Consider the following 25,067-nt stretch of genomic DNA (forward strand, 5'->3'; position numbering starts at 1 on the left):
TCAGGCGGCCTCCCCGCCGGCAAAAGAGGGATTGTTGACGAGGTGACAGGCGACCGTCCTGTCGCCGGTCGCCAAAAGTTCGGGCTTCAAGGATCGACAGACGGATTTCGCTTCAGCGCAGCGGGTGTGGAAGGGGCAGCCGCTGGGAACATTCGTCGGACTCGGCGGATCGCCGGAAAGCACGATGCGGCTGCGCGACAGGCGCCCCGGTCGCGGAACCGCCGACACCAGCGCCTTGGTATAGGGGTGGGCCGGCTCCAGGAAGACATCTTCGGGCTTGCCCATCTCGACGATCGCGCCGAGATACATGACCGCGACCCGGTCTGCGATCTGGCGGACGACCTTGAGATCATGGCTGATGAAGACGCCGGTAAATCCGGTCTTGTCTCGGATATCCTGGAAGACGTTGAGCACCTGCGCCTGCACGGAGACATCAAGAGCGGAAACCGGCTCGTCGCAGACGAGCAGTTCCGGCTCGAGCGCGAGGGCCCTGGCGATGATCACGCGCTGACGTTGGCCGCCGGACAACTCATGCGGATAGCGGGTGCCATGATGGCCGAGAAGGCCGACATCGGCCATGACCTCGGCGACCCGGCTTTTACGATCCGCGGCTGCCAGTTCAGGAAAGGTGCAGCCGGGCGGCAGGTTACTCGGCGGCGGAACCGTGCCGGGAATGGCGGTAAGCCGTTGACGGCGTTCATCGAGCGAAGGAAGTGCGGCGATCAGGCCACGTGTATAGGGATGCTGCGGGTTGTCGAAGAGATCTGCAGTCGGGCTGTCCTCGACGATGCGGCCGCAATACATGACCACGACGCGCTCGGTCATTTCGGACACCATCGCGAGATCGTGCGAGATCAGCACCAGTGCCATGCCGCGCTCGCGACGCAGGTCGTCGAGCAGATCGAGGATCTGCGCCTGAATGGTGGCATCGAGTGCCGTCGTCGGCTCGTCGGCCACCAGGAGATCGGGATTGCCGGCAAGTGCCATGGCGATCATGACGCGCTGGTTCATGCCTCCGGAGAACTCGTGCGGATATTCGCGAAAACGCTGCCGGGCATTGGCGATGCCGACGCGATCGATCAGGCGCTCGGCCTCCTTGCGGGCGGCTTCTCCGTGCAGATTCTGGTGCAGCCTCAAGGCTTCCGTCAGCTGCCAGCCGATCTTGTGAAGTGGGTTGAGCGAACTCGAGGGATCCTGGAAGATCATCGCGACGCGGCCGCCGCGGAGCCGGTTGAGCCTTTCTTCATCAGCGCCAAGGATTTCCTCGCCGTCTAGCCTGGCGGAACCGGCCACACGGGCATTCTTGCCGAGCAGCCCGAGGGTCGCCATCCACGTGATGGACTTGCCGCAACCGGATTCACCGACGATGCCCAGCGCCTCGCCGCGATCAAGGGTCAGATCGATGCCGTGCAGGGCTCGGGTGAACTGGCGTCGCCCTTCGAAATCAACCGAGAGATTGCGGATTTCAACCAGCCTGGCGGGCATGCTCATTCTCGCGCCTCCATGGTTAGATCTTGGCCATCGATAGTTCTGGACCGGCAGCTTTGACGGTGTTTCCGACCTGCAGCAGATGCCGCTCCGTCCCTTCGAGGATCACGCAGCTCAGCACCTGCTGGACGTATGCGCCCGTATCCACATTGATCCGGTTCGGCAGGCTCTCGACGCTCTCGCGGTGGCTGTGGCCGTGCACGACGACCTTCCCGAAATTCTTTCGCGAGAGCAGAAACTTGTCGCGTATCCATGTCAGGTCCTCGCGCCTTTGATCGGCGAGCGGGCGGTCCGGATCGATGCCGGCATGGGCGAAGAAGTAATCCCCTTCGCTGTGAGACAATGGCAACGCCTGCATGAATGCCTGATGACGCTCAGGCAGCAATTTCATGAACCGCTGCCTCACTTTTTCGGCAACGGCGACGTCGCTCGCTCCCGCCAGCACGTCCTCGGCCACAAGACCATAGGAGACGAGGGTTTCCAGCCCTCCCTTCGCCGCCCAGACGGAGAGAATGGCGGCGTCCTCGAGGAAACTGATGAGCCACTGATCGTGATTGCCTCTCAGGCACGCAACATTAATGCCAGCGCGGCGATCGCTCTGGCTGTCAATGATAGCCTGCACCACATCTGCCGAGTGCGGCCCGCGATCGATGAGATCGCCGAGATAGAGGACGAGCGCCTTTTCGACCGGATAACGGTCGAGATCGGCGGCAATGGCTTCCTGCATCGCAAAGAGAAGCTCGAGGTGGCCGTGAATATCGCCGACGGCATAGACTCGCCGGGCTCCAATACTGACAGCGGGGGCGCCCTCGAACTCATGCCACGCTTCGCCATCGGCATTGATGGGAAGAAGGCGGCGGCAAACGGCAGTCATCAGATATATCCTTGAAATGAAGGGCGGGGTGCCGAAGCACCCCGCAGGAATAGGCTTACTTCTTGATCGAGAAGGAGCCGGGAGCAAAATCCATGGCGAACATCGCCGAGGGCTTCCATTCGATATTGGCGCGCTTGCCGTAGAGGATGGCGTTCTGGTGCAGGACGATCATGCCCGGATCTTCGACCTCGATGATTTCGAGGGCGCGCTTGAAGGCGGTCTTGACCTCGGCCTTGTCGGTGGAGGTGTTCAGAACGTCGCAGAGCTTATCGAACTCCTCGTTGCTCCACATGCCCGTCTTCGGGTTTGTCTTGGTGTTGTACTGGCCGTTCGGGCAATTGTTGGCGAGCAGCGCAATCGGGAAGGGGAAGTAGGCGGTATTGGAAAGATCGCTCATCATGCGATCTTCGCTCGGGTCGGTCGGGTTGTCGGCGACCGCAAAGTCGATGTTGAAGCCGATCTTGCGCAGGTTCTCGAGGTCGAACTGGGCGACCGTCAGCTCGTTGGGATAGTAATCGTTGTGAACACGGTAGGTGATCGGTTCGCCATTGTAGCCTGCCTGGGCGAGCAGCTTCTTGGCCAGTTCCGGATCATAGGCCGGGGACTTGAAGTCCTTGAGGAAGAGGTCGCCGAAGCTTTCGTGCTGGAAGCCCTGCGCCTGGGCGGTAAGGCCGCTCCAGAGCGTATCGACGATCGTCTGGCGGTCGATGGAATGCGACAGGGCCTGACGGATCAGCGGGTTCTTGAGGGGGCCGTGCGTTTCGTCGAGCGCGATGAAGCGGATATTGGCGACCGGACCGCCGACGACCTCGAAATCCGGCGAAGCCTTGATCAGCGGAACCTGGTCGGGACCGACGTCGGAAACGATGTCGTATTCGCCCGACATCAGGCCGTTGATGCGGCTGGCCCCTTCAGGAACAACGAGGAAGTTGAGCGCTGCGATCGGCGGCTTGCCGCCCCAGTAGTCATCATTGGAAACGAGACGGATGGCCGACCCCTGATCGACGCTTACAACCTTGTAAGGGCCTGTGGCGATCGGATGGAGGGCGAAATCCTGCCAGGACTTCGCGCTCTGGAAGGCGCGCTTGGAAATGATGGCGGCATAGTTGACGCGGGCAAGGCGCGCTTCGGTGTCGAGCGTCGGCTTTTTCATGATGAAGCGGACGGTATAGTCATCGACCTTCTCGACATGGTCGAGCAGCGGCCATTCGGAGATCCGGTTGGCGGCGGTGATGGCCGGCGGGACGATCCCGGTGGTGCCGTCGGCGCGGGTGAAGATGGGCTTTCCGGCATCGCGGGCAGCCTTCTGCTCGGGCAGCAGGCCATAGCGCTCGTCGGAGAAGGAGAAGACGACATCATCGGCGGTCATGGTGTCGCCGTTGTGGAACTTGACGCCCTGGCGCAGCTTCAATTCCAGCACCGTCGGATTGACCCAGTGCCATTCCGTGGCAAGGCCCGGCTTGGCGGAAAGCTGCGGATCGGTCAGGTTGAGGGCGATGAGCTGCTCGAAGATCGAATTCTGGAACTTGCGGCCGGCGGTGCCGCCATTATCGCTGGTATCGAGCGAGCCCGCCGTCCCGACGCTTTGGAGCGCGACGTTGATGGTGGGGCGCTCCTGCGCGACAGCCATCTGGCTGAAGCCGAGCATGGTGCTGGTCAACAATGCGGTGGTCAGTGCAAAACGCCTTAAATGGATGTTCATCTTGATCTCTCCGGAAAATTGGCACCGCCTGCCGGCGGCATGGCTTCGCCGTTCGCCTGCCGGGTCTTCGCCAGCCTGCGCTCGGTATCTCGCGATCGGGCGGCACGAGCATTCTCGCGGCGCGTTCATTTGGAATTTCGTGGAGCGCGCCGCGCGTCCGACAGGACGCGCTAGGGACGCTCCATCATTGAACCGACGCGTTATTCTTTGCGCCAGTCGGCCTAGAGCAATTCCAGGAAAAGTGCGTAGCGGTTTTCCGTCCGGAATTGCGTAAAAACAAAAGGTTAGAGTGGTTCCGCGTTTCTATGAAACGCTGAAACGCTCTAGAGCGCGGCCACCTTGAGGTCCTCACGGCGGATGGGCGCTACCTCCGAATGCCCTTCGATCAGGACATCCGCTTCGTCGAGGTAGCGGTTGCCTCCCACCTCTCCCACCGTGAGGCGGGAAACTTTGCCGCCGATCGCAGCCTTGAATTCCGTCACGACAGGCTCAGACACGGCGTCGCCGTTTTCGAAGAGCTCATGCATGACGCGCCCGCTCATGCTGGTCGGGGCCTCGACGCCGAGCAGGTGCAGGATCGTGGGCGCGATATCGTAGATCCCGGTGCGGGAAGCAACGATCCGGCCGCCGCGATGCAGGCCGGTGCCGTCGCCGATCAGCACCGCTGCAAGTTCGGTTGCGTGCATGCCGCCATGGGTGCCGCCGGCGAGCGGAGTGCCGTAGCCTCCGGAGTCGACGTGCGATGTGCCCGGAACGTGATGGGCGTTGCTGTCGTTGTCGCCCTTGAGGTTGAGGTAGAGGTCTGGAGCGCGGCGATGGGCAGCACCCGTGAGCTCGATCGCGAGCGTACCCGGAATGATGCCTTGCGTGGCGCCAGGCTCGATCGCGGGGCTGAAGCATGCGCCATACCAGTCCTGCGCGAGCAATGCATCGAAGGCGTCCTGCAGCAGGCTCTGGTCGAATTTCCTGAGCCAGAGGCCGGGCGTGCGGCCGCGACGATAGAGGATATCGATGCCGTCTTCGAATTGGCGGCTGGCGGAGATGCCAGCTTCCTTCAGGACATCGCCGACGGAGACGTGCTTGGCGGACGTGGAATGACCGTGGTCCGAGGTGACGAAGATGACGATGCCGTCGCGCTCCGGCTGCCTGTCGCGCCACTCCAGAAGATCGCCGATGGCGGCGTCGCAGTCGCGCATCGAAGCGAGCATGCCTTCAGCGCCCAGCCCATAGCGGTGCGAAGCGCTGTCGACTTCGGTCAGCCAGATGATCGCGGCATCGGGCTTGCGGGCCGGCCAGATGGTCTTGGTGAAGACCGCAAGCGCCTGCTTTTCCGCGCCCCGGTCGAAACCGCCCGCCGGAACCGAATGCGCTTCGGCGATGGTGACCGCGAGGTCGTGCGGGAAAGCGATCGCCGGATGGCGGACGTTGAAGCCGGTCTGGCCCAGATCCGCACCCTTCCAGTTCAGTGCCGTAAAGGACCCCTGGCCGCTCGACGTCACCACCGCAAGCGAGCGGCCGTTCTTGGCGAGCGTTTCCGAAAGGCTCGTCGCCGTGACCATGCCACCGATCAGGCGCTTTTCGCCGGCGCGCCAGTCATGGATGGTGTCGGTGCCGGTCAGGCGTCCGGAGCCGTCGCGGGAGAAGAATTCATTGCCGAGGATGCCGGTCGTCTCCGGCCGCGCGCCGCTCGCAAGCGCCGTCAGCGCGCCGCGGGTCTCGGTCGGAAACACGGAGCGGTGATCCTTGCTCGAAACGCCTTTGTCGCGCATCGCTGCAAGATTGGGCATGGTCTCGGCATTGATCATGTCCGGTCTGAGCCCATCGATGCCCAGGACGATGACATGGCGAACATCAGTCATTTTCATGTGCTTTCTCTTCGATTGTGTCGTCTTCGATTTGCTGGCGCCGGCCGGCCTCGCCGCCCGTCCTGTCTGTGAATTGCTCGGGATAAAGCACGCTGGCGCCCGCCTCGGTCAGAAGCCGCGCGAAGGGTTCCTCCAGAGGCTTGTCCGTCACGAAGGTCTCGATGTCGGCGAACGGGATGCTGCGATAGCGCCCGAAGGCTCCGATCTTTGTGTGGTCGGCCACATAGATGCTGGCGCGGCTTTGCGCGGCGAGCCGGTTCTTGAGCTTCATATTCTGCTTCGTGCGCTCGACGAGACCGTAATCAGCGTCAAGGCCATAGACCCCGATGATCGAGAGATCAAAGCTGCAATTCTTGATCGCTTCCAGCACCTCCTCGCCGAGCAACGTCTTGCCGACCGAGTCATACTCGCCGCCCGTCAGATAAACCTTGTGGCGCGAGCCCGCCTGCAGTGCATCTCCGATCGCCGGCATGTTGGTCATCACGGACACCGGAGGGCCGTTGCGCATGGCCTGGGCGACGGCGAGAACCGAGCTGCCGCCGGTCATGAACATCCATTGATCCGGCTGGATCATCGCCGCGACGAGATTGCCGATCGCCTGCTTTTCGGCGCGCTCCATGTTCACGCGTTCGTCGAGCGCAGCTTCCCGGCCGGACGGAATGGCGCCCCCATAGACGCGCTGCAGCGAGCCGCCGCGCTCCAGCGCCACGAGATCGCGCCGGATGGTTTCCGTGGAAACGCCGAAAGTCTCGGCAATGGCGCTGATCGACATGCCGCTTCCGCCGTTGATCAGGCGGATGATGGTCTGGTGACGGCTTGCAGCGGGAAGCTTGGACATAGAATTGCTCGCCTTGGTGACGAGCACTTTCTACTCAGCCAATATTGCACTGCCGTGACACTTTTTTGATGTTTTTGTTTTCATCCATAAACTCACACAAACTCCCACAAATGCGGGAATAGAATCTGTTGCAGTTCTTGAGCGGTAATCAGCCGGCTATCAGAGGAAAGCAAGGGCAAGCCTGGCGTTGGTGCAGCAAGCGCCTGATCCGTTCCGGTGTCGTCTGCATGTCGAGGTGTAGCTCGCGTTTTCGAAATGGCATCGAGGAGCGCGGGGGTGTTCTTCATCCATAGCCTTGGATGGTACTCTCAAAAATACAACCGTCGCGAGATTGTTACACTTGGCCTATATCGGTCGGGGTTTCGATTCTCCAGGTGCGCCGCCATGCCTCCCATCATTCAAGCAGACGAAGCAACGAAATGGTTCTCCCAGAAGGTCCGCCTGTCGGGTGTCGTAGGCACGCTTCGAAACTATGTTGCTCCCGCCACAAAAAAGGTGAGGGCGGTTGAGAAAATATCGTTCTCGATCGCGGCCGGAGAGGCGGTCGGCTATCTCGGGCCAAACGGCGCCGGCAAGTCGACCATGATCAAGATGCTGACCGGAATCCTGGTGCCATCTTCGGGGTCCGTGCGTGTGCTTGATCGTATACCGCATGCCGAGCGGGTAACCAACGCACGCGAGCTCGGCGTGGTTTTCGGCCAGCGCAGTCAGCTCTGGTGGGATCTTCCGCTCTCCGACAGCTTCGATCTGCATCGACGCATCTACCGTGTGGAGAAAGCGCGTTTCGACAAAACGCAGGCAGAACTTGTCGAGATGCTGCAGATTGCGCCGTTCATCGACAGGCCGGTCAGGCAGCTGAGCCTTGGACAGCGCATGCGCGCCGAAATCGCCATGGCGCTGATGCATGAGCCGAAGATCCTCTTTCTCGACGAGCCGACGATCGGCCTCGACGTGGTGGCAAAGGATGTCGTGCGAAAGTTTCTCGCCATGATCAATCGCGAGCGTGGCGTCACGATCATTCTGACGACGCACGACCTGCGCGATCTCGAAGAAATCTGTCCGCGCCTGATCATGGTTGACGGCGGCAAGCTGCTGTTCGACGGACCGCTCGCTAGACTGAACGCCACCTTCGGCGCCCGGAAAAAGCTTACCCTTGAATTCGCGTCCGATCCGGGAGTGGTAACACTTGCTGGCGCGGAACCAGCCGGTGGCCAGGGGCTCATGCGAGAGTTCCTGCTCGCGGACGACCGACGCTCGCTGGTCGAGATCATGGCCGCGCTTGACGCCGGTGCTGATCTCGTCGACGTCAGGCTGCACGAGCCGGATATCGAGGAGGTGATCCGCAACCATTATCAGGCTCAGATGGCGGGGTAGGGGATGTTTCTGGCTTTTGCGGAGTCCGCATTTCGGGTCCAGGCGAGCTTCCGGGCCCAGCTCTGGGCGATGATGTTCGGTACTGCACTCCACGTCTTCGCCCGCGTCTCGATCTGGCAGTCAGTATTCGGTCACCAGACGACGGTGAGCGGCGTGGCGCTGCCGCAGATGGTGACCTACGCAATTATCGCAACGACATTGCTTTCGACGTGGGACGCCAGCCAGATGGTGCGCGACATCGGCGCCGATATCCGAAGCGGCGACGTCGTCAATCAACTCCTGCGTCCCTACAATTACCCCGCTTCCTTGTTTGCCCGTCAGTTCGGCGTGCGGTCTTACGAGATGCTTGCGATCGGGCTGCCGGTCATCGCCTTCACCGGTATCTTCTACGGACTGCAGCCGCCGGCGACTGCCGGCCATGCGCTGCTCTTTCTCTTTTATGTCGCCTTGTCACTTTTCATCCTGTTCGCACTGGCGACGATTTTCGGCCTCCTATGCTTCTGGGTGCTCGATGCATTGGCGCTCGATTGGCTTCTAGGCGGCATGCTCGCGCTTCTTTCCGGCCGCCTGGTGCCACTATGGTTTTTCCCGGCCTCACTTGCCGAGATCGCACGCTTCCTGCCGTTCTCCTGGATCACCTTCTATCCGATGGCGACATATCTGGGACAGATGGACCTTGCGACGAGCGGGCTTTACCTGTTGTTCGGCCTTGGCTGGGCGATCGTGCTTGCCGGGATTATCGGTTTGCTGTGGTCCCGCGCCCGCCACCGGCTGATGGTGCAAGGATGCTGAATGCAGATGGAGACGCTATCCCTCTACTGGCATCTCGTACGGCTACAGATCCGCACACGCATGGAGTATCGCGCGAACCTGGTGATTGGCTGGTTCGCTCAGGCCTTCGCCTATGCGAGCGCCTACGGTGCCATCTGGGTCATAGCCAGCCGATTTCAGATGATCGGCGGCTGGACCTGGCCGGAGATTGCGCTGCTGCTCGGTTTCCATGTGCTTGGCTATTCGCTCGGCGCCGCTTTCACCTTTGTGCAACTTCGTCGCATGGAGGAACTCGTCAGGCTTGGCACCTTCGATACGTTGCTGGTACGGCCGATGAACCCGTGGGCCTTTCTTGTCTTCTCCGGTGTCAACATCGAGTATGCCGGACATGTCTCGCTCGGCGCAGGGCTGATCGTCTGGGCCTTGCCGCGCGTAGAGGTCGACTGGTCTGTGCTGGCCAACCTGCAGCTGTTCGCCAGTCTGCTGAGCGCTGCGCTTCTGACCGGTGCGCTCGTCACCATCATCAGTGCCTTCGCGCTCATTCTCACCCGCTCGCGCTACATATTCGGCCTCTACTTCGATTTCTGGGAGATGGCGCGCTACCCATTGACGATCTTCGCCTGGCCGATACAGCTCGTCATGCTCACCGTGATGCCGCTGGGGTTCATGGCCTATGTGCCCGTTGCCTCCCTTCTCGGCAAGCCCGTGCCAATCATTGGCGAGTATGCGGGGATTGCGAGCATTATTGCAGGTCCCGTGGCAGTCGTGATCGCGGTCCTGTTCTGGCAATACTGCTTGAGGCGATATCAGGGAGCGGGCGGCTGATATTTCCAATGCTGTGCTGAAGAGGCGTCTTTTGACGGTTGGCCAAACAATGAAGCCGCCATTGCTTCGGCGGCAACCACGCGGCAGTATGCGAATGCGATCCAGGGCGCGCAGTGGGGGAGGTCCGGGCGTGTCTGAAAACTTGTTCACCGTGCTCAGCCGAAACTTTCCGACCGATAGAGCGAAGGTTTTTCTGACGCAACCGGGACATGCACCGGTGAGCTATGCCGACCTTCTGGCCCGGTCGGGAAAACTGGCGAATTGTCTGGTCGACCTCGGAGTGGCACCCGGAGACCGCGTGGCGGTGCACGTGGAAAAGAGCGTGGATGCACTGATCCTTTATCTCGCCGCACTGAGGGTCGGCGCCATCTACCTGCCGCTGAACCCTGCCTATACCGTCGGCGAGCTACGTCATTTCCTGAGCGATGCCGAGCCGCGGCTGGTTGTCTGCCGGCCCGCGTCGAAAGAGGATGTCGCGCAGGTCGCGGCGGAGACGGGCGTCGCCATTGTCGAGACTCTTGGCGAGCGCGGCGGCAGTCTGATCGACAGGGCGGCATTGCAGGATATCGATTTCGCGGACGTCTCCCGTGCATCCGATGATATAGCCGCCATCCTCTATACTTCCGGCACGACCGGCAAATCAAAGGGCGCCATGCTCACGCACGGCAATCTTGCTTCGAATGTGGAAGCCTTGCTGGAGGCCTGGCAATTCACCGCCAGTGACCGGCTGTTGCACGCGCTGCCGATCTTTCATACGCACGGTCTGTTCGTGGCGACCAACCTGACGCTCCGGTCCGGCAGCTCGATGATCTTCCTGCCGTCCTTCGATGCGGATGAGATCCTGCGGTTGATGCCAGAAGCGACGGTCCTTATGGGAGTGCCGACATTCTATACGCGGCTGCTCGCTCGTCCCGAACTCAACCGCGAGCTGACGGCCCATATGCGGCTCTTCATTTCGGGATCGGCGCCGCTTTCGGCGGAAGTCCACCGGGAATTTGCCGCCCGCACCGGGCATGCGATCCTGGAACGTTACGGCATGACCGAGACGAACATGAACACCTCCAATCCCTATGTGGGCAAGCGCGTGCCGGGCAGTGTCGGCCTTCCGCTTCCCGGCGTGGAGGTCCGCATTGCGGATCTGCAATCGGGCGCTCCTGTCGCCCGCGGCGAGGCCGGCGGCATCGAGATCCGCGGTCCGAACGTGTTCAAGGGCTATTGGCGCATGCCGGAAAAGACGAAGGAGGAATTCCGCGAGGACGGGTTCTTTAAATCCGGCGATGTCGGGTACATGGACGAAGACGGCTATGTCTGGATCGCCGGCCGCAGCAAGGACCTCATCATTACGGGCGGATTGAATGTTTATCCGGCAGAGGTCGAGGCAGTTTTGGACGCGATCCCCGGCGTTGCCGAAAGCGCCGTCATCGGCGCGCCCCATGCCGACTTCGGCGAGGGGGTGGTCGCAGTCGTTGCTTGCCGCAATGGTGCGAACCTGGACGAGGAGGCGATCCAGGCAGCGCTTCGCCATCAACTGGCAAGATTCAAGCAGCCGAAAAGGATCTTCATCGTCGGAGATCTTCCGCGCAACGTCATGGGAAAGATCCAGAAGAACGTGCTGAGGGAGAGGTTTGGTCGCACTTTCGAATAGAGAAGCGTGCGTTCTTCTCTTTTGTTGCTCGGGACGTTTCAGGAGTTGCCAAAGCAGGAGAATATTCGAAGCTCATTATCATGCGGTGATAGGGTCCTCAGCCGGAACAGGTTTGAGGGGTGGCCTTCAGGGCAATCCCACCATTTCCAGGATCGTTGGTTGTTTGGCGCTGCCGTCACCCCACCTTTCCCTCATCAAGTCAGTTTATGCTGGGTGAGAGCCGCCCGTGCTCCGATTACCGCTTGGTCTCTTGGAAACGGCAGAACCTTTATCGAGCCACCCGTATTTCAGAGGCAGTTGTTTGACGGGAAAGCCTCCCCGACCTCCCTCTTCCCTGTGCTCGTCACAGGGATCCAGCCGCCGTGCGTCGGCACGGCGAAAAGACTCCTGCGGGTGCCAATTGTACGAAGACTCATCTTCCGCCACTCTTCAACATGAAGAGTTACGTCTACATCCTTGCCTCGAAGAAGCGAGTCATTCGCGCCGTGGACACGGCGCGGCTGGATCCCTGTGACGAGCACAGGGATGAGGGCGGAGAGAGGCGGCGCTCTATTTCTCGGTAAGCTTGAGCTCAATGCGACGGTTTGTGGCGCGCGCCTCCGGCGTGTCGCCGGGCGCGATCGGCTGGAATTCGCCGAAGCCTGCCGCAACCAGCCGGTCGGCGGGAACGCCCTGCCCGATCAGGAATTTGACGACGGAGATCGCACGTGCCGAGGAAAGCGCCCAGTTGTCGGGATAGCGGCCAATGCCCGAGAGTGGCACGTTGTCCGTATGGCCGTCGACGCGCAGAACCCAGTTGATCTCCGGCGGAATTTCCTTGGCGAGATCGATGAGCGCGGCGGCGAGCTTGCTCATTTCCGCCTGACCCTCGGGATTGAGGTCCGCGGCTCCCGACGGAAACAGGACTTCGGACTGGAAGACGAAGCGGTCGCCGACAATGCGAATGTTTTCGCGGTCGGAGAGAATTTCCCGCAGCCGGCCGAAGAAATCGGATCGGTAGCGATTGAGTTCCTGGACGCGCTGGGCAAGGGCGACATTCAGCCGCCGGCCGAGATCGGCGATCTTCGCCTGCGAGGTCTGGTCCCGGGATTCGGAGGCCTGCAGGGCCGCTTCGACGGCCGCGATCTGACTGCGGAGTGCTGCGATCTGCTGGTTCAGGAGCTCAACCTGGCTCAATGCGCGCTCGCTCACCTGCTTCTGTTCATCGAGCTCCTGGGTCAGGCCGCCGATGCGCTGCTGGGCTGCCTGGCTATTGCCCGTGCCGGTATTGAGCAGGGCCTGCAGCCGCGAGCGCTCGCTTTCCGAACTGGCGAGCGACGCCTGCAGGTTGGCAACGGAATCCTCGAGATCCTGTTTGTTGCCCTTTTCGAGAGCCAGAAGCTGCGTCAGCTCGTTGATCTGGCTGTTCAGCCGGTTCATTACCTCATCCCTGCCGCTGATCTCCCGGCTGAGGATGAATTGGCCGACGACGAAGACCGTCAACAGGAACATGATGGCGATGAGCAGGGTCGAAAGCGCATCGACGAAGCCCGGCCAATACTCCACGGTGCGTTGCAGGCGGCGATTCCGCGTAAGCGCCATGGCTTACTTGCTCCCGCTCTTCTCGTGGCTCGCCCTCTCGTGGCTGCCCATCCTCTCGGCGAGGCGGTCGAGCGTCCGGCGCATGGCTTTGGTCTCGTCCTGCTGCGCTTCGATCCAGTCCCGCATCATCTGCTGCTCGTTGCGCATGTTCTTCACAAGACCTTGTATGCCTTCGGCAAGGCTCGCCATGGCGGCGACCGAGCGCTGGCTGCCGCCGCCTTCTTCCGCGATCTTGCGCAGATAATCCGAAAGCGCGCGCACATCCTCCGATGAGGCGCCGGAGACATTCGCGATCGCCGGCGCCAGATCCGAGCCGACATCGGTCACCGACGAGAGCCAGTTTTCGAGTTCCGTGTAGAAGCGGTTCTGTGCACGGCCCGCCTGCAGGTCCAGGAAACCGAGGATCAGCGAACCGGAGAGTCCGAGCAGCGACGAGGAGAATGCCGTGCCCATGCCCGCCAGCGGGCCGGAAAGTCCCTCCTTCAGGGCGCTCAGCACGTCGCTGCTGTCACCGGAGCCGACGTCGAGGGATTGTATGACGGCACTGATCGAGCCGATCGTGCCGATAAGGCCCCAGAAGGTGCCGAGAAGACCGAGGAAGACCAAAAGGCCGATGAGATAGCGCGATGTGTCGCGCGACTCGTCGAGGCGCGTGGCAATGGAATCGAGAATGGAACGGAATGCCGTGGCCGACAGCGCCATGGACTTGCGCCCGCCGATGAGCGTGCGCATCGGCGCAAGCAGCCTCGGATTGCGGCTGACCTTTTCGGCAGTGCCGACGGCACGGAAGGAATTGAACCAGCGCACCTCCGGGCGAAGAGCGAGCACGTGGCTGAACACCAGGATGATACCGACGGCAAGCACGCCGAGGATCAGCCCGTTCAAACCCGGATTGTGCATGAAGGCCGTCTGCGCCTGACGGAATAGGATCGCTGATATGAAGGCGACAATGATCAGGAAGATGACCATCGTCCAGAAGAATGGCATCGGGCTGGAAAGCCTGTAATTGTACTCTGCAGAGTTCCCGGCCGAACCAAGGTCCTCCAACTTCACATTTTCCATAGATTCCGCAGCCTCCGGATTCGTCGCAGCCGGAGACTAGAGCAACATTGTGCCGAATTGAAGTACGAAGACGTACAAAACGATGGCTTTGCACGAGCTACCTTCAGCCCCCGGAGCGGGCATGCCGGTTAGCGGAAGAAATGCCTTACTTTACCGGCACCGGGCGCTTGACGACTTCCATCAGCGCCTTGTGGATGTGCTCGTTTCCGGCGATGACGGCGCCACTGTCGAGGAGGCTCGCGCCTCCGTCCCAGTCCGTGGCATAGCCGCCCGCCTCGCGAATGAGCAGGATGCCGGCGGCCATGTCCCATGGAGAAAGCCCATTCTCCCAGAAGCCATCGAAACGACCGGCTGCGACATAGGCAAGGTCGAGCGCTGCCGAACCCATGCGGCGCACGCCAGCGACCTCGCCCATGACGTGACGCAGCTCGACCAGGAATTTTCCGTGATTGCCGCCGCCGAGATGCGGAATGCCGCAGCCGATGACCGCATCGGAAAGAACCCGGCGCGAGGCGACGCGCAGGCGACGGTCGTTGAGGAAGGCGCCCCCGCCACGTTCCGCGGTGTAGAGTTCATCGGTCGCCGGATTGAAGACGACAGCCGCGACGATTTCGCCGCTGCGCTCCAGCGCGATAGAGACGGCAAATTGCGGTATGCCGTGCAGGAAATTCGTTGTGCCGTCGAGCGGATCGACGATCCAGCGATGGGCCCCGTCCGTTCCCTTGATCTCTTCACTCTCCTCGCCAATGAAGCCGTAGGTCGGCCGGGCCTTCAGAAGCTCGTCCTTGACGATCTTCTCGGCTTTGCGATCGGCGTTGGAGACGAAATCGCCCGGTCCCTTCACGGAAACCTGCAGGTTCTGCACCTCGCCGAAATCACGCCCCAGCGACTTGCCTGCCTTGAGGGCAGCCTGAACCATGACATTGAGAAGAGCTGAACGGGCCATGTGGACATTTTTCCTTGGGGTATAAGGGACGCGCTGTCAGGGCGGGAAAGGTCCCTGAACGCCGAAAATGGCAGCGCTGCATAGATTGGCGGCCTCAAGACCACAAAATCGCGAAAATTTCAAGGGGAGAGCCGCATGGCTGGTTTGCACCATCGCGAGTGCGGATTTTTCTGGACAGATCAGTCCAGAAACTCTAAAGGACGATTCATGGCAAGACATAAGGAATTCGACCGGGATCAGGCGCTCGCCGCCGCCATCGACGTGTTCGCCCAACACGGCTACGAAGGCACGTCCACGGATGCGCTGCTGGCCGCGATGAAGATCAGCCGCCAGAGCATGTACGACACCTTCGGCGACAAGCGCAGTCTCTACCTCGAAGCGCTTGCGCGCTACAATGCCGAAAGCATTGCGACCATCGTCGCCGACCTTCGTCGCGAAGGCTCGCCCCTTGCCGCGCTGGAAGGGGCGCTGCTCACCTTTGCCTCCCGCTCCTCCTCCGACGCAAGGCGATGCTGCCTCGGCGTCAGCGCCATCTGCGAGTTTGGCCGCATGGATGCCGATATCGCCAAGCTGACGGATCGTGCCGGTAACGCGCTCCACTCCGCTTTCGAAGGCTTGCTTTTCGATGCCCGCCAGGCAGGCGAGATCGACCAAGGTATCGAAATCGGCGCCGCGGTCCAGTTTCTTGCCGCGACACTTGCCGGAATGAAGGTCAGTGCCCGTAACGGCGCGGGACCGGAGAACCTCTCCGCCATAGCCCGTATGGCAATCAGAAGCCTTCGATAGGAGTTGGTCACCAACCGACGGCTTTTTTTGCGCCTAATTCTAGACTGAACGATCCAGAAAATATCAACGCCTCAAGATGAAAGGAAAATGCATGTCCCAGCCACTCTCCGGAAAAATCGCCCTTGTCACCGGCGGGTCGCGCGGCATCGGCGCCGCGATCGTCCGCCGCCTGAGCGCCGAAGGAGCCACCGTCGCCTTCACCTATTCGAATTCCGAGGACAAGGCGGTGGCAATTGCCGGAGATATCGCCGCATCCGGCGGCAAAGCCCTTGCGATCAGGGCCGACAGCGCCGATCCAAAGGCCGTCCCGGACGCGGTCGCACAAACCGTCGAAACCTTCGGCGGCCTCGATATCCTGGTCAACAGCGCGGGCATCCTTATCCTGAAAACGCTGGACGATTTCGATCTTTCCGATTTCGATCGCATGTTCGCAGTCAATGTCCGCGCCGTCTTCGCCGGCACACAGGCGGCAGCACGGTATATGAAGGAGGGCGGCCGGATCATCACCATCGGCAGCGTTGCCGCCGACCGCAGCGGCTTCCCCATGTCTGCCGTCTATAGCATGACGAAGGGGGCGATCGCCGCCATGACCCGTGGACTGGCGCGCGATCTCGGCCCGCGCGGCATCACCGTAAACAACATTCAGCCAGGACCGACGGCGACGGACATGAACGCGCATGAGGGCACCCAAGAGATGCTGAAGCCGCTGATGGCGCTCGGCCGAATGGGAGAGGATCGTGAGATTGCCAGCCTTGCCGCCTATCTCGCAAGTCCGGAATCGTCATTCATCACTGGGGCGAGTCTGACGATCGACGGCGGCTACACCGCTTGATGCATTCTTGGGAAGCCGGCGGCGCGCTCTTGCTCGCCGGCTTCACGAAATTCGAGGCGCTTCAAAATTTCGATTGCGCCACCAGCACCTCGCGAGCGATCTGGTCAAGCGGCAGGATGCGGTCGACGCCGCCGCGGGTGATCGCTTCCTTCGGCATGCCGAAAACGACCGAACTCGCCTCGTCCTGGGCGACCGTGTAGGCGCCGGCCTGCTTCATCTCCAGCATGCCGCGGGCACCGTCGTCGCCCATCCCGGTCATGATGATGCCCATCGCGTTGGATCCGGCCGAGCGCGCGGCCGAGCGGAAGAGCACATCGACCGACGGGCGATGGCGCGAGACCAGCGGGCCGGTCTTGACCGAGACGTAGTAGCGCGCGCCCTGGCGCTCCAGCAGCATATGCCTGTCGCCGGGCGCGATCAGCACATGGCCGCGCAACACCGGATCGCCGTCCACCGCCTCCTTGACCTCTACGTCACAGAGCCCGTTCAGCCGCTTGGCGAAGGCGGCGGTGAATTTCTCCGGCATGTGCTGGACGATCACCATGCCCGGCGAATTAGCGGGAAGCGCTTCCAGCACTTCGCGCAGCGCTTCGGTTCCGCCCGTGGAAGCGCCAATACAGACGACCATCTCGGTTGTCTTAGCCATGGCGCGTCCCGTCGGCGGCGGCAGCATCACGTCCGCCGTCAGCTTCTTGGCGGGTCCGCTCGCCGACGCCGATCGCGCCTCCGACCGCCGTATGGCGGGAAGCCGCGCATGGGACGCGCTTTTCACCACTTCGCGGATCCGTACCGCATCGTCCGCCAGACCGTCCGCCGCGCCGATCTTCGATTTCAGGATGACATCGACAGCGCCGGCTTCGAGCGCCTGCAGCAATGTCTCCGACCCCTGCTCGGTCAGCGACGAGCACATCACCACTGGGATCGGCCGCTGCGACATCAGCTTCCGCAGGAAGGTGATTCCGTCCATTCGCGGCATCTCGACATCAAGCGTGATAACATCGGGGATTTCCTCCTGGATCTTCCTTGCCGCCACGAAAGGATCGGATGCGACGCCCATGATCTCGATGTCCGGATCCTGTTCCAGGACCGCTGCCAGGGTCTGGCGGACGCTTGCCGAGTCATCGATGATGAGAACGCGGATTTTCTTTCCCATGGCTGGCCGTCTGTTAGAGCAATTCCAGGAAAAGTGCGGAACGCGGTTTTCCGTTCGGAATTGCGTAAAAACAAGGAGTTAGAGCGGTTCTGCAATTCAATGAAAAGCCGAACCGCTCTAGATGCGCTGAAATACCGTATTGGACACCTGCCGCAGCGGCAAATCGAATCCGCTGATCGATTCCGAATGTCCGATGAACATGTAACCGCCCACGGCAAGGCAGTCGCAAAGACGCGACAGAACCCCGGCCTGCGTCTGCTTGTCGAAGTAGATCAAAACGTTCCGGCAGAAGATAAGGTGCATCGGATCGCCGATCGGATATTTTTCGTCCATCAGGTTCATCCTCGCGAAACCGATCTTGGCGCGCAGGCGCGGCGAGATCCGGACATCGCGACGGCCGGCCTGCTTTGCAACCATCACATATTTGTGCTGCAACTCCTTCGGCACCGGTGCAATCACGTCCTCCGTATAGATGCCGCGCCGGGCCGCCTGCAGCACATCGGTGCTGAGGTCGGTCGCCAGAATCGTGTATTGCATGTCGCTCCGGCTTTCGGTGAATTCGGCAAGGACCATCGCCATCGTGTAGGGTTCCGCGCCGGTCGAGCAGGCCGCACTCCATGTCCGGATCGTGCGGATGCCGCGGTCGGCGAGTGCCGGCAGGGCCCGGGATTGCATAAATTCAAAATGCTTCGCCTCGCGGAAGAAGTCCGTCTTGTTGGTCGTTACCGCATCGATCAGATGCACGACCTCGTGCTCGAGATTGTTCTCGCTGAAGAGAAAATCGCAGTAAGCGTCGAAGCTCGAAATATTCGTCGCACGAAGGCGACGCCGCAGCCGTCCTTCGAGCATGGTGAGCTTCGTCGGCGGCATCTTGATGCCGCTGTAGTCGTAAATGAACCGGGCAAGGCGATCGAAGTTCCGCTTACTGATCCGATCGCCCAGAACAGGGGTTTCCTGGGCAGGCATACTCATACGCAATGGCTCCAGGACTTACGCGGCAGGCTGCAGAAAGGTCGCGTCTTCCCGCGAAAGCAGGCGCGCGAGATCGACGATGACCACGAAGCCGTTTTCGCGGCGGACGACGCCTGCGATATAGTCGGACCGCCAGCGCACACCGATATCGGGTGCAGCCTCGATCTGGTCACGCCGGAACGGCGTGACCTCGAAGACGCGGTCGGCCACGAGGCCGAGCGTCAGGATGCGGTTCTCCATCGGGATATCGAGGACCAGGACCCGCGTATGCGGAGTCGGCACGGTCTTGGAAAGGCCGAGCTTCAGCCGAAGATCGATGGTCGGCACGCCCTGGCCGCGAACATCCCGAAGCCCGAGCAGGTAATCGGGACCATTCGGGATCTTGAAGGCTTCCGCATAATCCAGGATCTCCCGGACCACCTCCACCGGCACGGCGAAGATTTCTTCGCCGAGGCTGAACGTCACGAACTGTGATTCCAGAGAGCTTGTTGCCATGGTTTAAGCGCTTTCCTTGAATTCGGCATCGCCTTCATCGGCTCCGCCCATTGAAAGATTGAGAGCATAGCCTTTCACGCGCGCCTGCTGGGCCGAGACCGTGTTGGCCTGCGGCTTGCCGGCGGCCGGACGCACCGTCTTCTTCACTCCGTCGCGCTGTGTCGCGCGGCCTGCGGATGCGGCCTTCTCGATCCGGAAGAAGGCAATCGAAGCCTGGAGCTCTTCCGCCTGGGCGGCAAGTTCCTCTGACGTCGCGGCCATCTCTTCCGATGCGCCGGCGTTCTGCTGCGTCACCTTGTCGAGCTGCTGGATTGCCTCGTTGATCTGGGCAGCACCGATATCCTGCTCGCGGCAGGCAGCACTGATTTCGGAGACCAGTTCGGCCGTCTTGCGGATGTCCGGAACCAGGCGGCCCAGCATCTCGCCGGCCTGCTGTGCAGCCTTGACCGTATCGCCGGACATGGCGCTGATCTCGGCGGCGGCCGACTGGCTGCGTTCGGCGAGCTTGCGCACTTCCGAGGCGACGACTGCAAAGCCCTTGCCGTGCTCGCCGGCACGGGCAGCCTCGACGGCGGCGTTCAAGGCGAGAAGGTCGGTCTGGCGGGCGATCTCCTGGACGATGCCGATCTTCTCGGCAATCGTGCGCATCGCATCGACGGCGCGGGAGACCGCGTCGCCGCTTGCTTCCGCATCCTTGGCCGACTGGCGGGCGATCTTTTCGGTCTGGGCGGCATTGTCCGCGTTCTGCTTGATGTTGGCCGCCATCTCCTCCATCGAGGAGGAGGCTTGCTCGGCCGAGGCCGCCTGTTCCGTTGCGCCCTGGGAGACCTGCTCCGAGCTTGCCGAGAGCTCCTGGCTGCCTGAGGACACGTTATCGGCGGCAGAGAGAGCGTCGGCGACGACACCGCGCAGGCGCTCGACCATCTGCTCGAGAGCGGTACCGAGCGTGTCCTTGTCCGAGAGCGGCTTCGGCGAAACGGTCAGGTCGCCATTGGCGATCTTGTCGGCAATTTCCGCCGTATTGCGAAGATTTGCCGTCATGATGTTGATCGTGTCGACCAGATCCTTGATTTCGTCATTCGTCTTGATCTCGACCTTCTGGTTCAGGTCGCCGATCGCCACCGCATTTGCGACGCCCGCGATCTTTCGCAGGCCATTGTTGATCCCAAGCGCAATCCATGTGGCCGCGACAATCGCAACGAGCGTTGCGCCGATGGCAAGAGCAATGAGCAGGTTGCTCGTCGTGCCGTAGAGAGCTTCGGTGTCGGTATCCGCCTGTGTCATCCCGGCCTGCTGCGCTGCGACGAGCGACTGGAAGACCTCTTCCAGTTCCGTGACGATGTTGCGAACTTCACCTCCCGAAAGAGCGTTCGCCGCCGTCCTGTCGCCACCGTTCTGGAGGGAGGCCACTCTGTTGGATCCATCGATGAAGCGCTTGCTCAACTCGACGAGCTTATCCCACGTGGGCCTGCCGTCGGCAGTTGAGAGCTGTTGTCCGTTCGTTGCAAAGGCGAGCATGTCATCCATGCTCTTTGCTGAATTTTCGTAATATTTCCTGGCCAGTTCCGTATCCATCTCCAACAGGGCGTTCTTCTGCCAGCGGATGCCATCGAGCTCGGCCGCCTTTGCTTCCAGAGCGAGTTCCAGTCGCTTTGCCGGACCCTCGATGAGATCGGTTACGGCGTTGTTCAAGGAACTCAGGCTCATGATGCCATAGCTCGCGCTGCCCACGAGCAATATGATGATGAAACCAAACGCTGCGGCTAGTTTCAGTTTGATTGTGATGCGCATCTCGATCTCTCCTGTAAGATCAAATAGTAGCAGGCTAATAACTAGCACGATCCTGAGTTGAACCTCGCAAAGCCCCACAGGCGCCCGAGTGGATGGCGGACAGTGCCTGAAGGACCTGCATGTTCAACCCAATGCGTTGGGATTATCTTGCTCGCGGGCCGCTGTTGCGGCCGCCCACGAGCTCAGCGAAGGGAACCGCCTTATGCGCTTTCCCGAAAGTCGTCGTCCGCCGTGTCCGGACCACCCATCGAAAGGTCGAGGGCAAAGCCCTTGGCCCGCGCTTGCTGGGCCGCAACCGTATTCGCCGGGCCCTTGGAACCCGGTTTGCGCGTGGCGGCCGGAGCCTGGCGGCGGACTGTCACCTTGGCGCTCGGCGTGCGGCTCTGCCGATTGCCGGCCATGTCGACCTTGAAGAAGGCGATCGAGGTCTGCAGCTCCTCAGCCTGGGTCGTAAGCTCTTCAGAAGTCGCCGACATCTGCTCGGAAGCCCCGGCGTTCTGCTGCGTCACCTTGTCAAGCTGCTGGATCGCCTCGTTGATCTGGGCAGCACCGATATCCTGCTCGCGGCAGGCGGCGCTGATCTCTGCGACGAGTTCCGCCGTCTTGCGGATATCGGGAACCAGACGGGCGAGCATTTCGCCGGCATCCTGCGCGGCCATGACTGTATCGCTTGACATCGCACTGATCTCGGCGGCGGCCGATTGGCTGCGCTCGGCGAGCTTGCGCACTTCCGAGGCAACGACGGCGAAGCCCTTGCCATGCTCGCCGGCACGGGCGGCTTCGACGGCCGCATTCAGGGCGAGAAGGTCGGTCTGGCGGGCGATCTCCTGGACGATGCCGATCTTCTCGGCGATCGTGCGCATCGCCTGTACCGCGCGAGTGACCGCGTCGCCGCTCGCTTCCGCATCCTTGGCGGACTGACGGGCGATCTTCTCGGTTTGGGCGGCGTTATCGGCATTCTGCTTGATGTTGGCGGCCATCTCCTCCATCGAAGAGGAGGCTTGTTCGGCCGAGGCCGCCTGTTCGGTCGCACCTTGGGAGACCTGCTCGGAGCTTGCGGAAAGTTCCTGGCTACCGGAGGAGACATTCTCGGCGGCGGAGATCGCATCGGCGACGACGCCGCGCAGGCGCTCGACCATCTGCTCCAGTGCGATGCCGAGCACGTCCTTGTCGGAAAGCGGCTTCGGCGAGACGGTCAGGTCACCGTTGGAGATCTGATCGGCGATATGAGCGGTCGCGCGGAGATTTGCGACCATGCTCTGCATGGCTATGCCGAGCACATCCTTCTCCGACAGCGGCTTGGCGTCGACCGAAAGGTCACCGATCGCGATTTTGTCGGCAAGAGCCGCCGTGCTGCGAAGATTGGCGGTCATGACGTTGACTGTGTCGATCAGGTCCTTGATCTCGTCATTGCTGCGCACGTCGACCTTCTGGTCGAGATCGCCGATCGAAACGGCCGTGGCGACGGTGGCGATTTTCCTGAGGCCGCTATTGATGCCGAGCGTGATCCAGAGCGCAGCACCAAGCGCGATAAGGACGGCAACACCGGAAGCGACGCCGAGGATCAGCTTGGTGGCGTTGTAGAGGTCGGTGTTCGATTGGTCAGTCGCCTTCATGCCCTTGCGCTGGATCTCGATCAACGCGGCGATCGCATCGCCCATATCGCCCGTCATGCTACGCAGTTCGCCCATGGAAAGCGCCATTGCGCCGGCCTTGTCGCCCTTCGCATCGAGCTGCTGCAGCTCGGCCGATTTCTCGCGGAATTTCTCACCGATCGCCCGCAGCTTCTCCCAGTAGGGCTTGCCTTCCGGCGAGGCGATCGCGTAGCCGTCGCCGACGGCGTCGAACATCTTCTGCAGGTTATCATCGGCTTCCTGATAGAAGCGGGCGGCGTCCTCCTGCGAGGCGGCAAGCAGCGCATTCTTCTGGGCGCGAATGGTATCGACTTCGGCGACATTGGTGGTCAGCGCCAGTTCCAGGCGGCGCACCGGGCCGTTGATCATATCGCCGCTGGCATCGTTCAAGGTGCCGAGGCTCATGCTGCCGTAAAAGGCAATGCCGATAAGCAGGAGGGTCATGACGCCGAAGGCGAGACCCAGTTTGAGCTTGATTGTAAAACGCATAGCTATCCTCTCCCCTGTGGGCGGACGAAATTTGATTGATGACGCGTCCCGTCGCCGGGGCGTCCACTATGAAAATTGATGAGTCTGAAAAGGGGGAGAGCGATCGCATTCACTTCCCGGCAGTCGGACATCGATCGATCACGACTCCAACGCATACACACGCTGGGGATATTCGGCTCCGGGCCGCTTTCCGCGGCCCGGAGCATTCTTGTTCAGGCGCTTTCGCGGAAATCCTCGTCGCCGGCGTCCGGACCGCCCATCGACATGTCGAGGGCAAAGCCCTTTGCCCTGGCCTGCTGGGCTGCGACCGTCTGAGCGTGACCGGCGCCATGGGAGCCAGCCGATGCGGGCTTGCTGCGCGAGGCGACCGGAGCCTTGGCGACCTTGGCGGGAGTCTTGGCTACCGCTTTCTGAGTCCTCTGGACGCCAGCCTTCATGTTGCCGGCCGTGTCGACCTTGAAGAAGGCGATTGAAGCCTGCAATTCCTCGGCCTGGGCGGCAAGCTCTTCCGAGGTTGCCGACATTTCTTCCGAGGCGCCGGCATTCTGCTGCGTCACCTTGTCGAGCTGCTGGATCGCCTCGTTGATCTGGGCGGCACCGATGTCCTGCTCGCGGCAGGCGGCACTGATTTCGGAGACCAGTTCCGCGGTCTTGCGGATATCCGGAACCAGGCGGCCGAGCATTTCGCCGGCGTCCTGCGCGGCCTTGACCGTATCGCTCGACATGGCGCTGATTTCGGCCGCTGCCGACTGGCTGCGTTCGGCGAGCTTGCGCACTTCCGAGGCGACCACCGCAAAGCCCTTGCCATGCTCGCCGGCACGGGCCGCTTCGACAGCGGCGTTGAGGGCGAGAAGGTCGGTCTGGCGAGCGATCTCCTGGACGATGCCGATCTTCTCGGCAATGGTCCGCATCGCATCGACCGCGCGGGTCACCGCGTCACCGCTTGCCTCAGCATCCTTGGCCGACTGACGGGCGATCTTCTCGGTCTGAGCGGCATTGTCTGCGTTCTGCTTGATGTTGGCGGCCATCTGCTCCATCGAAGCGGAAGCCTCCTCGGCCGACGCGGCCTGCTCGGTCGCGCCCTGCGAGACCTGTTCGGAACTCGCCGACAGTTCCTGGCTGCCCGAGGAAACGTTGTCGGCGGCAGAAAGTGCGTCGGCGACGACGCCGCGCAGGCGCTCGATCATGACGTTGACGTTGCCGAGCAGTTCGGCGATCTCGTCATGCGTGGTAATTTCCGCCATCTTCGTCAGATCGCCTTCGGCGACTTCGCGGACTGCCGTATTGGCGCGATGCAGGCCCTTGCTGATCGTATTGGCGATCCAGAAGGCGGTGATAGCAGCGATCGCAAGCGCAACGCCCGCAATCGCGATCATCGTCGTGCGGGTGCTCGAATACTGCTGTTCCGCACTGTTGTCAGCATCCTTCATGCGCTGCTTTTCGAGCGAGAGAATTTCGTCGAGCGTTGCATCGATATCGTTGGCTGCCTGACGTGCGGTCGTGACCGAGATGTTGTTGGCCGCATCCATGTTGCCGGCCTTGATGAATTCACGGATCTGATCGTCGGCGGTATTGAAGGCCTTGGAAAGCTCTGCCACACGTGCCCAGCGTGCCTTGCCTTCTTCGGTTGCAAGCTTCTGCACCTCGGTGAAGGCTTCGTTGAAATCGCCGCGAGCCTGGTTGCCCAGGTTGATCGCTTTGGCTGCTTCATCGGCGTCGCGCGCCGTCATGAGGTTTTTCTGCTGGCGGATCGCTTCGAGCTGGGCGATGTTGATCTGTTGCGAAAGATCGAGGCGTGCTGCCGGACCGGCGAGAAGATTGCCCAGCGTGTCGTTCAGAGAGCCGAGGCTCATGATGCCATAGGCCGCCGTGCCTACCAGCATCAGGATGATGAACGCAAAGGCGCTCACCAATTTCGTCTTGATTGTCAGTCGCATCGTTCTA

General features: G+C 61.6%; 20 protein-coding genes. 6 read left to right on the forward strand and 14 right to left on the reverse strand.

Features of this window, described 5'->3' with window-relative positions; genetic code table 11:
• The 5 genes from AAE029_RS10550 to AAE029_RS10570 all read right to left on the reverse strand — a co-directional run bounded on the left by AAE029_RS10550 (nucleotide 1) and on the right by AAE029_RS10570 (nucleotide 6,767).
• On the reverse strand, nucleotides 1–1,491 hold the full coding sequence (locus AAE029_RS10550) for a dipeptide ABC transporter ATP-binding protein (protein ID WP_371072777.1): 1,491 nt from the start codon (nucleotides 1,489–1,491) through the stop codon (nucleotides 1–3).
• 16 nt (nucleotides 1,492–1,507) lie between these two features.
• The gene (locus AAE029_RS10555) at nucleotides 1,508–2,362 is read right to left on the reverse strand and encodes a metallophosphoesterase family protein (RefSeq protein WP_371072778.1); all 855 of its coding nucleotides are present in this window, start codon (nucleotides 2,360–2,362) and stop codon (nucleotides 1,508–1,510) included.
• 55 nt (nucleotides 2,363–2,417) lie between these two features.
• Nucleotides 2,418–4,064 (reverse strand): ABC transporter substrate-binding protein, encoded by a 1,647-nt coding sequence (locus AAE029_RS10560; protein WP_371072779.1) that lies wholly within the window; start codon nucleotides 4,062–4,064, stop codon nucleotides 2,418–2,420.
• A gap of 323 nt (nucleotides 4,065–4,387) precedes the next feature.
• Nucleotides 4,388–5,929 carry an alkaline phosphatase family protein gene (locus AAE029_RS10565; RefSeq protein ID WP_371072780.1) on the reverse strand — a complete coding sequence of 514 codons (1,542 nt, stop codon included), beginning with the start codon at nucleotides 5,927–5,929 and terminating at the stop codon, nucleotides 4,388–4,390.
• Complete coding sequence (locus tag AAE029_RS10570) at nucleotides 5,916–6,767, reverse strand: DeoR/GlpR family DNA-binding transcription regulator (RefSeq protein WP_371072781.1); 852 nt, start codon at nucleotides 6,765–6,767, stop codon at nucleotides 5,916–5,918. The genes AAE029_RS10565 and AAE029_RS10570 overlap by 14 nt, the downstream gene beginning before the upstream one ends.
• 384 nt (nucleotides 6,768–7,151) lie before the next feature.
• Between AAE029_RS10570 and AAE029_RS10575 the strand changes: the two genes are divergently transcribed.
• The 4 genes from AAE029_RS10575 (at nucleotide 7,152) to AAE029_RS10590 (ending at nucleotide 11,382) form a co-directional block, all read left to right on the forward strand.
• Nucleotides 7,152–8,141, forward strand: coding sequence for an ATP-binding cassette domain-containing protein (locus tag AAE029_RS10575; protein WP_371072782.1), 990 nt, complete (start codon nucleotides 7,152–7,154; stop codon nucleotides 8,139–8,141).
• A gap of 3 nt (nucleotides 8,142–8,144) precedes the next feature.
• Nucleotides 8,145–8,933, forward strand: a complete 789-nt coding sequence (locus tag AAE029_RS10580; protein WP_371072783.1) for an ABC transporter permease — start codon at nucleotides 8,145–8,147, stop codon at nucleotides 8,931–8,933.
• Nucleotides 8,934–9,737 (forward strand): ABC transporter permease, encoded by an 804-nt coding sequence (locus tag AAE029_RS10585; protein WP_371072784.1) that lies wholly within the window; start codon nucleotides 8,934–8,936, stop codon nucleotides 9,735–9,737.
• A 130-nt stretch (nucleotides 9,738–9,867) separates the two neighbouring features.
• Nucleotides 9,868–11,382 carry a malonyl-CoA synthase gene (locus AAE029_RS10590; RefSeq protein WP_371072785.1) on the forward strand — a complete coding sequence of 505 codons (1,515 nt, stop codon included), beginning with the start codon at nucleotides 9,868–9,870 and terminating at the stop codon, nucleotides 11,380–11,382.
• Nucleotides 11,383–11,931: 549 nt separating this feature from the next.
• On the opposite strand, the gene AAE029_RS10595 is transcribed toward AAE029_RS10590, so the two are convergent.
• From AAE029_RS10595 to AAE029_RS10605, 3 genes are all read right to left on the reverse strand, one after another.
• Entirely contained in the window at nucleotides 11,932–12,963 is a 1,032-nt protein-coding gene (locus AAE029_RS10595; protein WP_371072786.1) for a peptidoglycan -binding protein, read from the reverse strand.
• 3 nt (nucleotides 12,964–12,966) lie between these two features.
• Nucleotides 12,967–14,025: a flagellar motor protein MotA gene (locus AAE029_RS10600; RefSeq protein WP_371072787.1), complete on the reverse strand. Its 1,059-nt coding sequence runs from the start codon at nucleotides 14,023–14,025 to the stop codon at nucleotides 12,967–12,969.
• A gap of 145 nt (nucleotides 14,026–14,170) precedes the next feature.
• Complete coding sequence (locus AAE029_RS10605) at nucleotides 14,171–14,971, reverse strand: inositol monophosphatase family protein (protein WP_371072788.1); 801 nt, start codon at nucleotides 14,969–14,971, stop codon at nucleotides 14,171–14,173.
• 207 nt (nucleotides 14,972–15,178) lie between these two features.
• Here AAE029_RS10605 and AAE029_RS10610 point away from each other — a divergent pair, with 207 nt between their 5' ends.
• Both AAE029_RS10610 and AAE029_RS10615 read left to right on the forward strand, forming a co-directional pair.
• Entirely contained in the window at nucleotides 15,179–15,757 is a 579-nt protein-coding gene (locus tag AAE029_RS10610) for a TetR/AcrR family transcriptional regulator (RefSeq protein WP_371072789.1), read from the forward strand.
• 91 nt (nucleotides 15,758–15,848) lie between these two features.
• Nucleotides 15,849–16,589, forward strand: a complete 741-nt coding sequence (locus AAE029_RS10615; protein ID WP_371072790.1) for a 3-oxoacyl-ACP reductase family protein — start codon at nucleotides 15,849–15,851, stop codon at nucleotides 16,587–16,589.
• A 61-nt stretch (nucleotides 16,590–16,650) separates the two neighbouring features.
• On the opposite strand, the gene AAE029_RS10620 is transcribed toward AAE029_RS10615, so the two are convergent.
• From AAE029_RS10620 to AAE029_RS10645, 6 genes are all read right to left on the reverse strand, one after another.
• Nucleotides 16,651–17,742, reverse strand: a complete 1,092-nt coding sequence (locus AAE029_RS10620; RefSeq protein ID WP_371072791.1) for a chemotaxis response regulator protein-glutamate methylesterase — start codon at nucleotides 17,740–17,742, stop codon at nucleotides 16,651–16,653.
• 117 nt (nucleotides 17,743–17,859) lie between these two features.
• Complete coding sequence (locus AAE029_RS10625) at nucleotides 17,860–18,714, reverse strand: protein-glutamate O-methyltransferase CheR (RefSeq protein WP_371072792.1); 855 nt, start codon at nucleotides 18,712–18,714, stop codon at nucleotides 17,860–17,862.
• A gap of 18 nt (nucleotides 18,715–18,732) precedes the next feature.
• Nucleotides 18,733–19,209: a chemotaxis protein CheW gene (locus AAE029_RS10630; RefSeq protein ID WP_371072793.1), complete on the reverse strand. Its 477-nt coding sequence runs from the start codon at nucleotides 19,207–19,209 to the stop codon at nucleotides 18,733–18,735.
• A 3-nt stretch (nucleotides 19,210–19,212) separates the two neighbouring features.
• Entirely contained in the window at nucleotides 19,213–21,000 is a 1,788-nt protein-coding gene (locus AAE029_RS10635) for a methyl-accepting chemotaxis protein (protein ID WP_371072794.1), read from the reverse strand.
• Nucleotides 21,001–21,200: 200 nt separating this feature from the next.
• Nucleotides 21,201–23,123 carry a methyl-accepting chemotaxis protein gene (locus AAE029_RS10640; protein WP_371072795.1) on the reverse strand — a complete coding sequence of 641 codons (1,923 nt, stop codon included), beginning with the start codon at nucleotides 23,121–23,123 and terminating at the stop codon, nucleotides 21,201–21,203.
• Nucleotides 23,124–23,335: 212 nt separating this feature from the next.
• Nucleotides 23,336–25,060, reverse strand: a complete 1,725-nt coding sequence (locus tag AAE029_RS10645; protein ID WP_371072796.1) for a methyl-accepting chemotaxis protein — start codon at nucleotides 25,058–25,060, stop codon at nucleotides 23,336–23,338.
• Between the last annotated feature and the right edge of the window lie 7 nt (nucleotides 25,061–25,067).

The organism is Sinorhizobium sp. CB7, assembly GCF_041357635.1.
Classification (GTDB): domain Bacteria; phylum Pseudomonadota; class Alphaproteobacteria; order Rhizobiales; family Rhizobiaceae; genus Rhizobium.

Excerpts from the sequence above, each read along its gene's own strand:
- AAE029_RS10550 (WP_371072777.1), bottom strand. The coding sequence starts at position 1,491 with ATGAGCATGCCCGCCAGGCTGGTTGAAATCCGCAATCTCTCGGTTGAT.
- AAE029_RS10555 (WP_371072778.1), bottom strand. The coding sequence starts at position 2,362 with ATGACTGCCGTTTGCCGCCGCCTTCTTCCCATCAATGCCGATGGCGAA.
- AAE029_RS10560 (WP_371072779.1), bottom strand. The coding sequence starts at position 4,064 with ATGAACATCCATTTAAGGCGTTTTGCACTGACCACCGCATTGTTGACC.
- AAE029_RS10565 (WP_371072780.1), bottom strand. The coding sequence starts at position 5,929 with ATGAAAATGACTGATGTTCGCCATGTCATCGTCCTGGGCATCGATGGG.
- AAE029_RS10570 (WP_371072781.1), bottom strand. The coding sequence starts at position 6,767 with ATGTCCAAGCTTCCCGCTGCAAGCCGTCACCAGACCATCATCCGCCTG.
- AAE029_RS10575 (WP_371072782.1), top strand. The coding sequence starts at position 7,152 with ATGCCTCCCATCATTCAAGCAGACGAAGCAACGAAATGGTTCTCCCAG.
- AAE029_RS10580 (WP_371072783.1), top strand. The coding sequence starts at position 8,145 with ATGTTTCTGGCTTTTGCGGAGTCCGCATTTCGGGTCCAGGCGAGCTTC.
- AAE029_RS10585 (WP_371072784.1), top strand. The coding sequence starts at position 8,934 with ATGCAGATGGAGACGCTATCCCTCTACTGGCATCTCGTACGGCTACAG.
- AAE029_RS10595 (WP_371072786.1), bottom strand. The coding sequence starts at position 12,963 with ATGGCGCTTACGCGGAATCGCCGCCTGCAACGCACCGTGGAGTATTGG.
- AAE029_RS10600 (WP_371072787.1), bottom strand. The coding sequence starts at position 14,025 with ATGGAAAATGTGAAGTTGGAGGACCTTGGTTCGGCCGGGAACTCTGCA.
- AAE029_RS10605 (WP_371072788.1), bottom strand. The coding sequence starts at position 14,971 with ATGGCCCGTTCAGCTCTTCTCAATGTCATGGTTCAGGCTGCCCTCAAG.
- AAE029_RS10610 (WP_371072789.1), top strand. The coding sequence starts at position 15,179 with ATGGCAAGACATAAGGAATTCGACCGGGATCAGGCGCTCGCCGCCGCC.
- AAE029_RS10615 (WP_371072790.1), top strand. The coding sequence starts at position 15,849 with ATGTCCCAGCCACTCTCCGGAAAAATCGCCCTTGTCACCGGCGGGTCG.
- AAE029_RS10620 (WP_371072791.1), bottom strand. The coding sequence starts at position 17,742 with ATGGGAAAGAAAATCCGCGTTCTCATCATCGATGACTCGGCAAGCGTC.
- AAE029_RS10625 (WP_371072792.1), bottom strand. The coding sequence starts at position 18,714 with ATGAGTATGCCTGCCCAGGAAACCCCTGTTCTGGGCGATCGGATCAGT.
- AAE029_RS10630 (WP_371072793.1), bottom strand. The coding sequence starts at position 19,209 with ATGGCAACAAGCTCTCTGGAATCACAGTTCGTGACGTTCAGCCTCGGC.
- AAE029_RS10635 (WP_371072794.1), bottom strand. The coding sequence starts at position 21,000 with ATGCGCATCACAATCAAACTGAAACTAGCCGCAGCGTTTGGTTTCATC.
- AAE029_RS10640 (WP_371072795.1), bottom strand. The coding sequence starts at position 23,123 with ATGCGTTTTACAATCAAGCTCAAACTGGGTCTCGCCTTCGGCGTCATG.
- AAE029_RS10645 (WP_371072796.1), bottom strand. The coding sequence starts at position 25,060 with ATGCGACTGACAATCAAGACGAAATTGGTGAGCGCCTTTGCGTTCATC.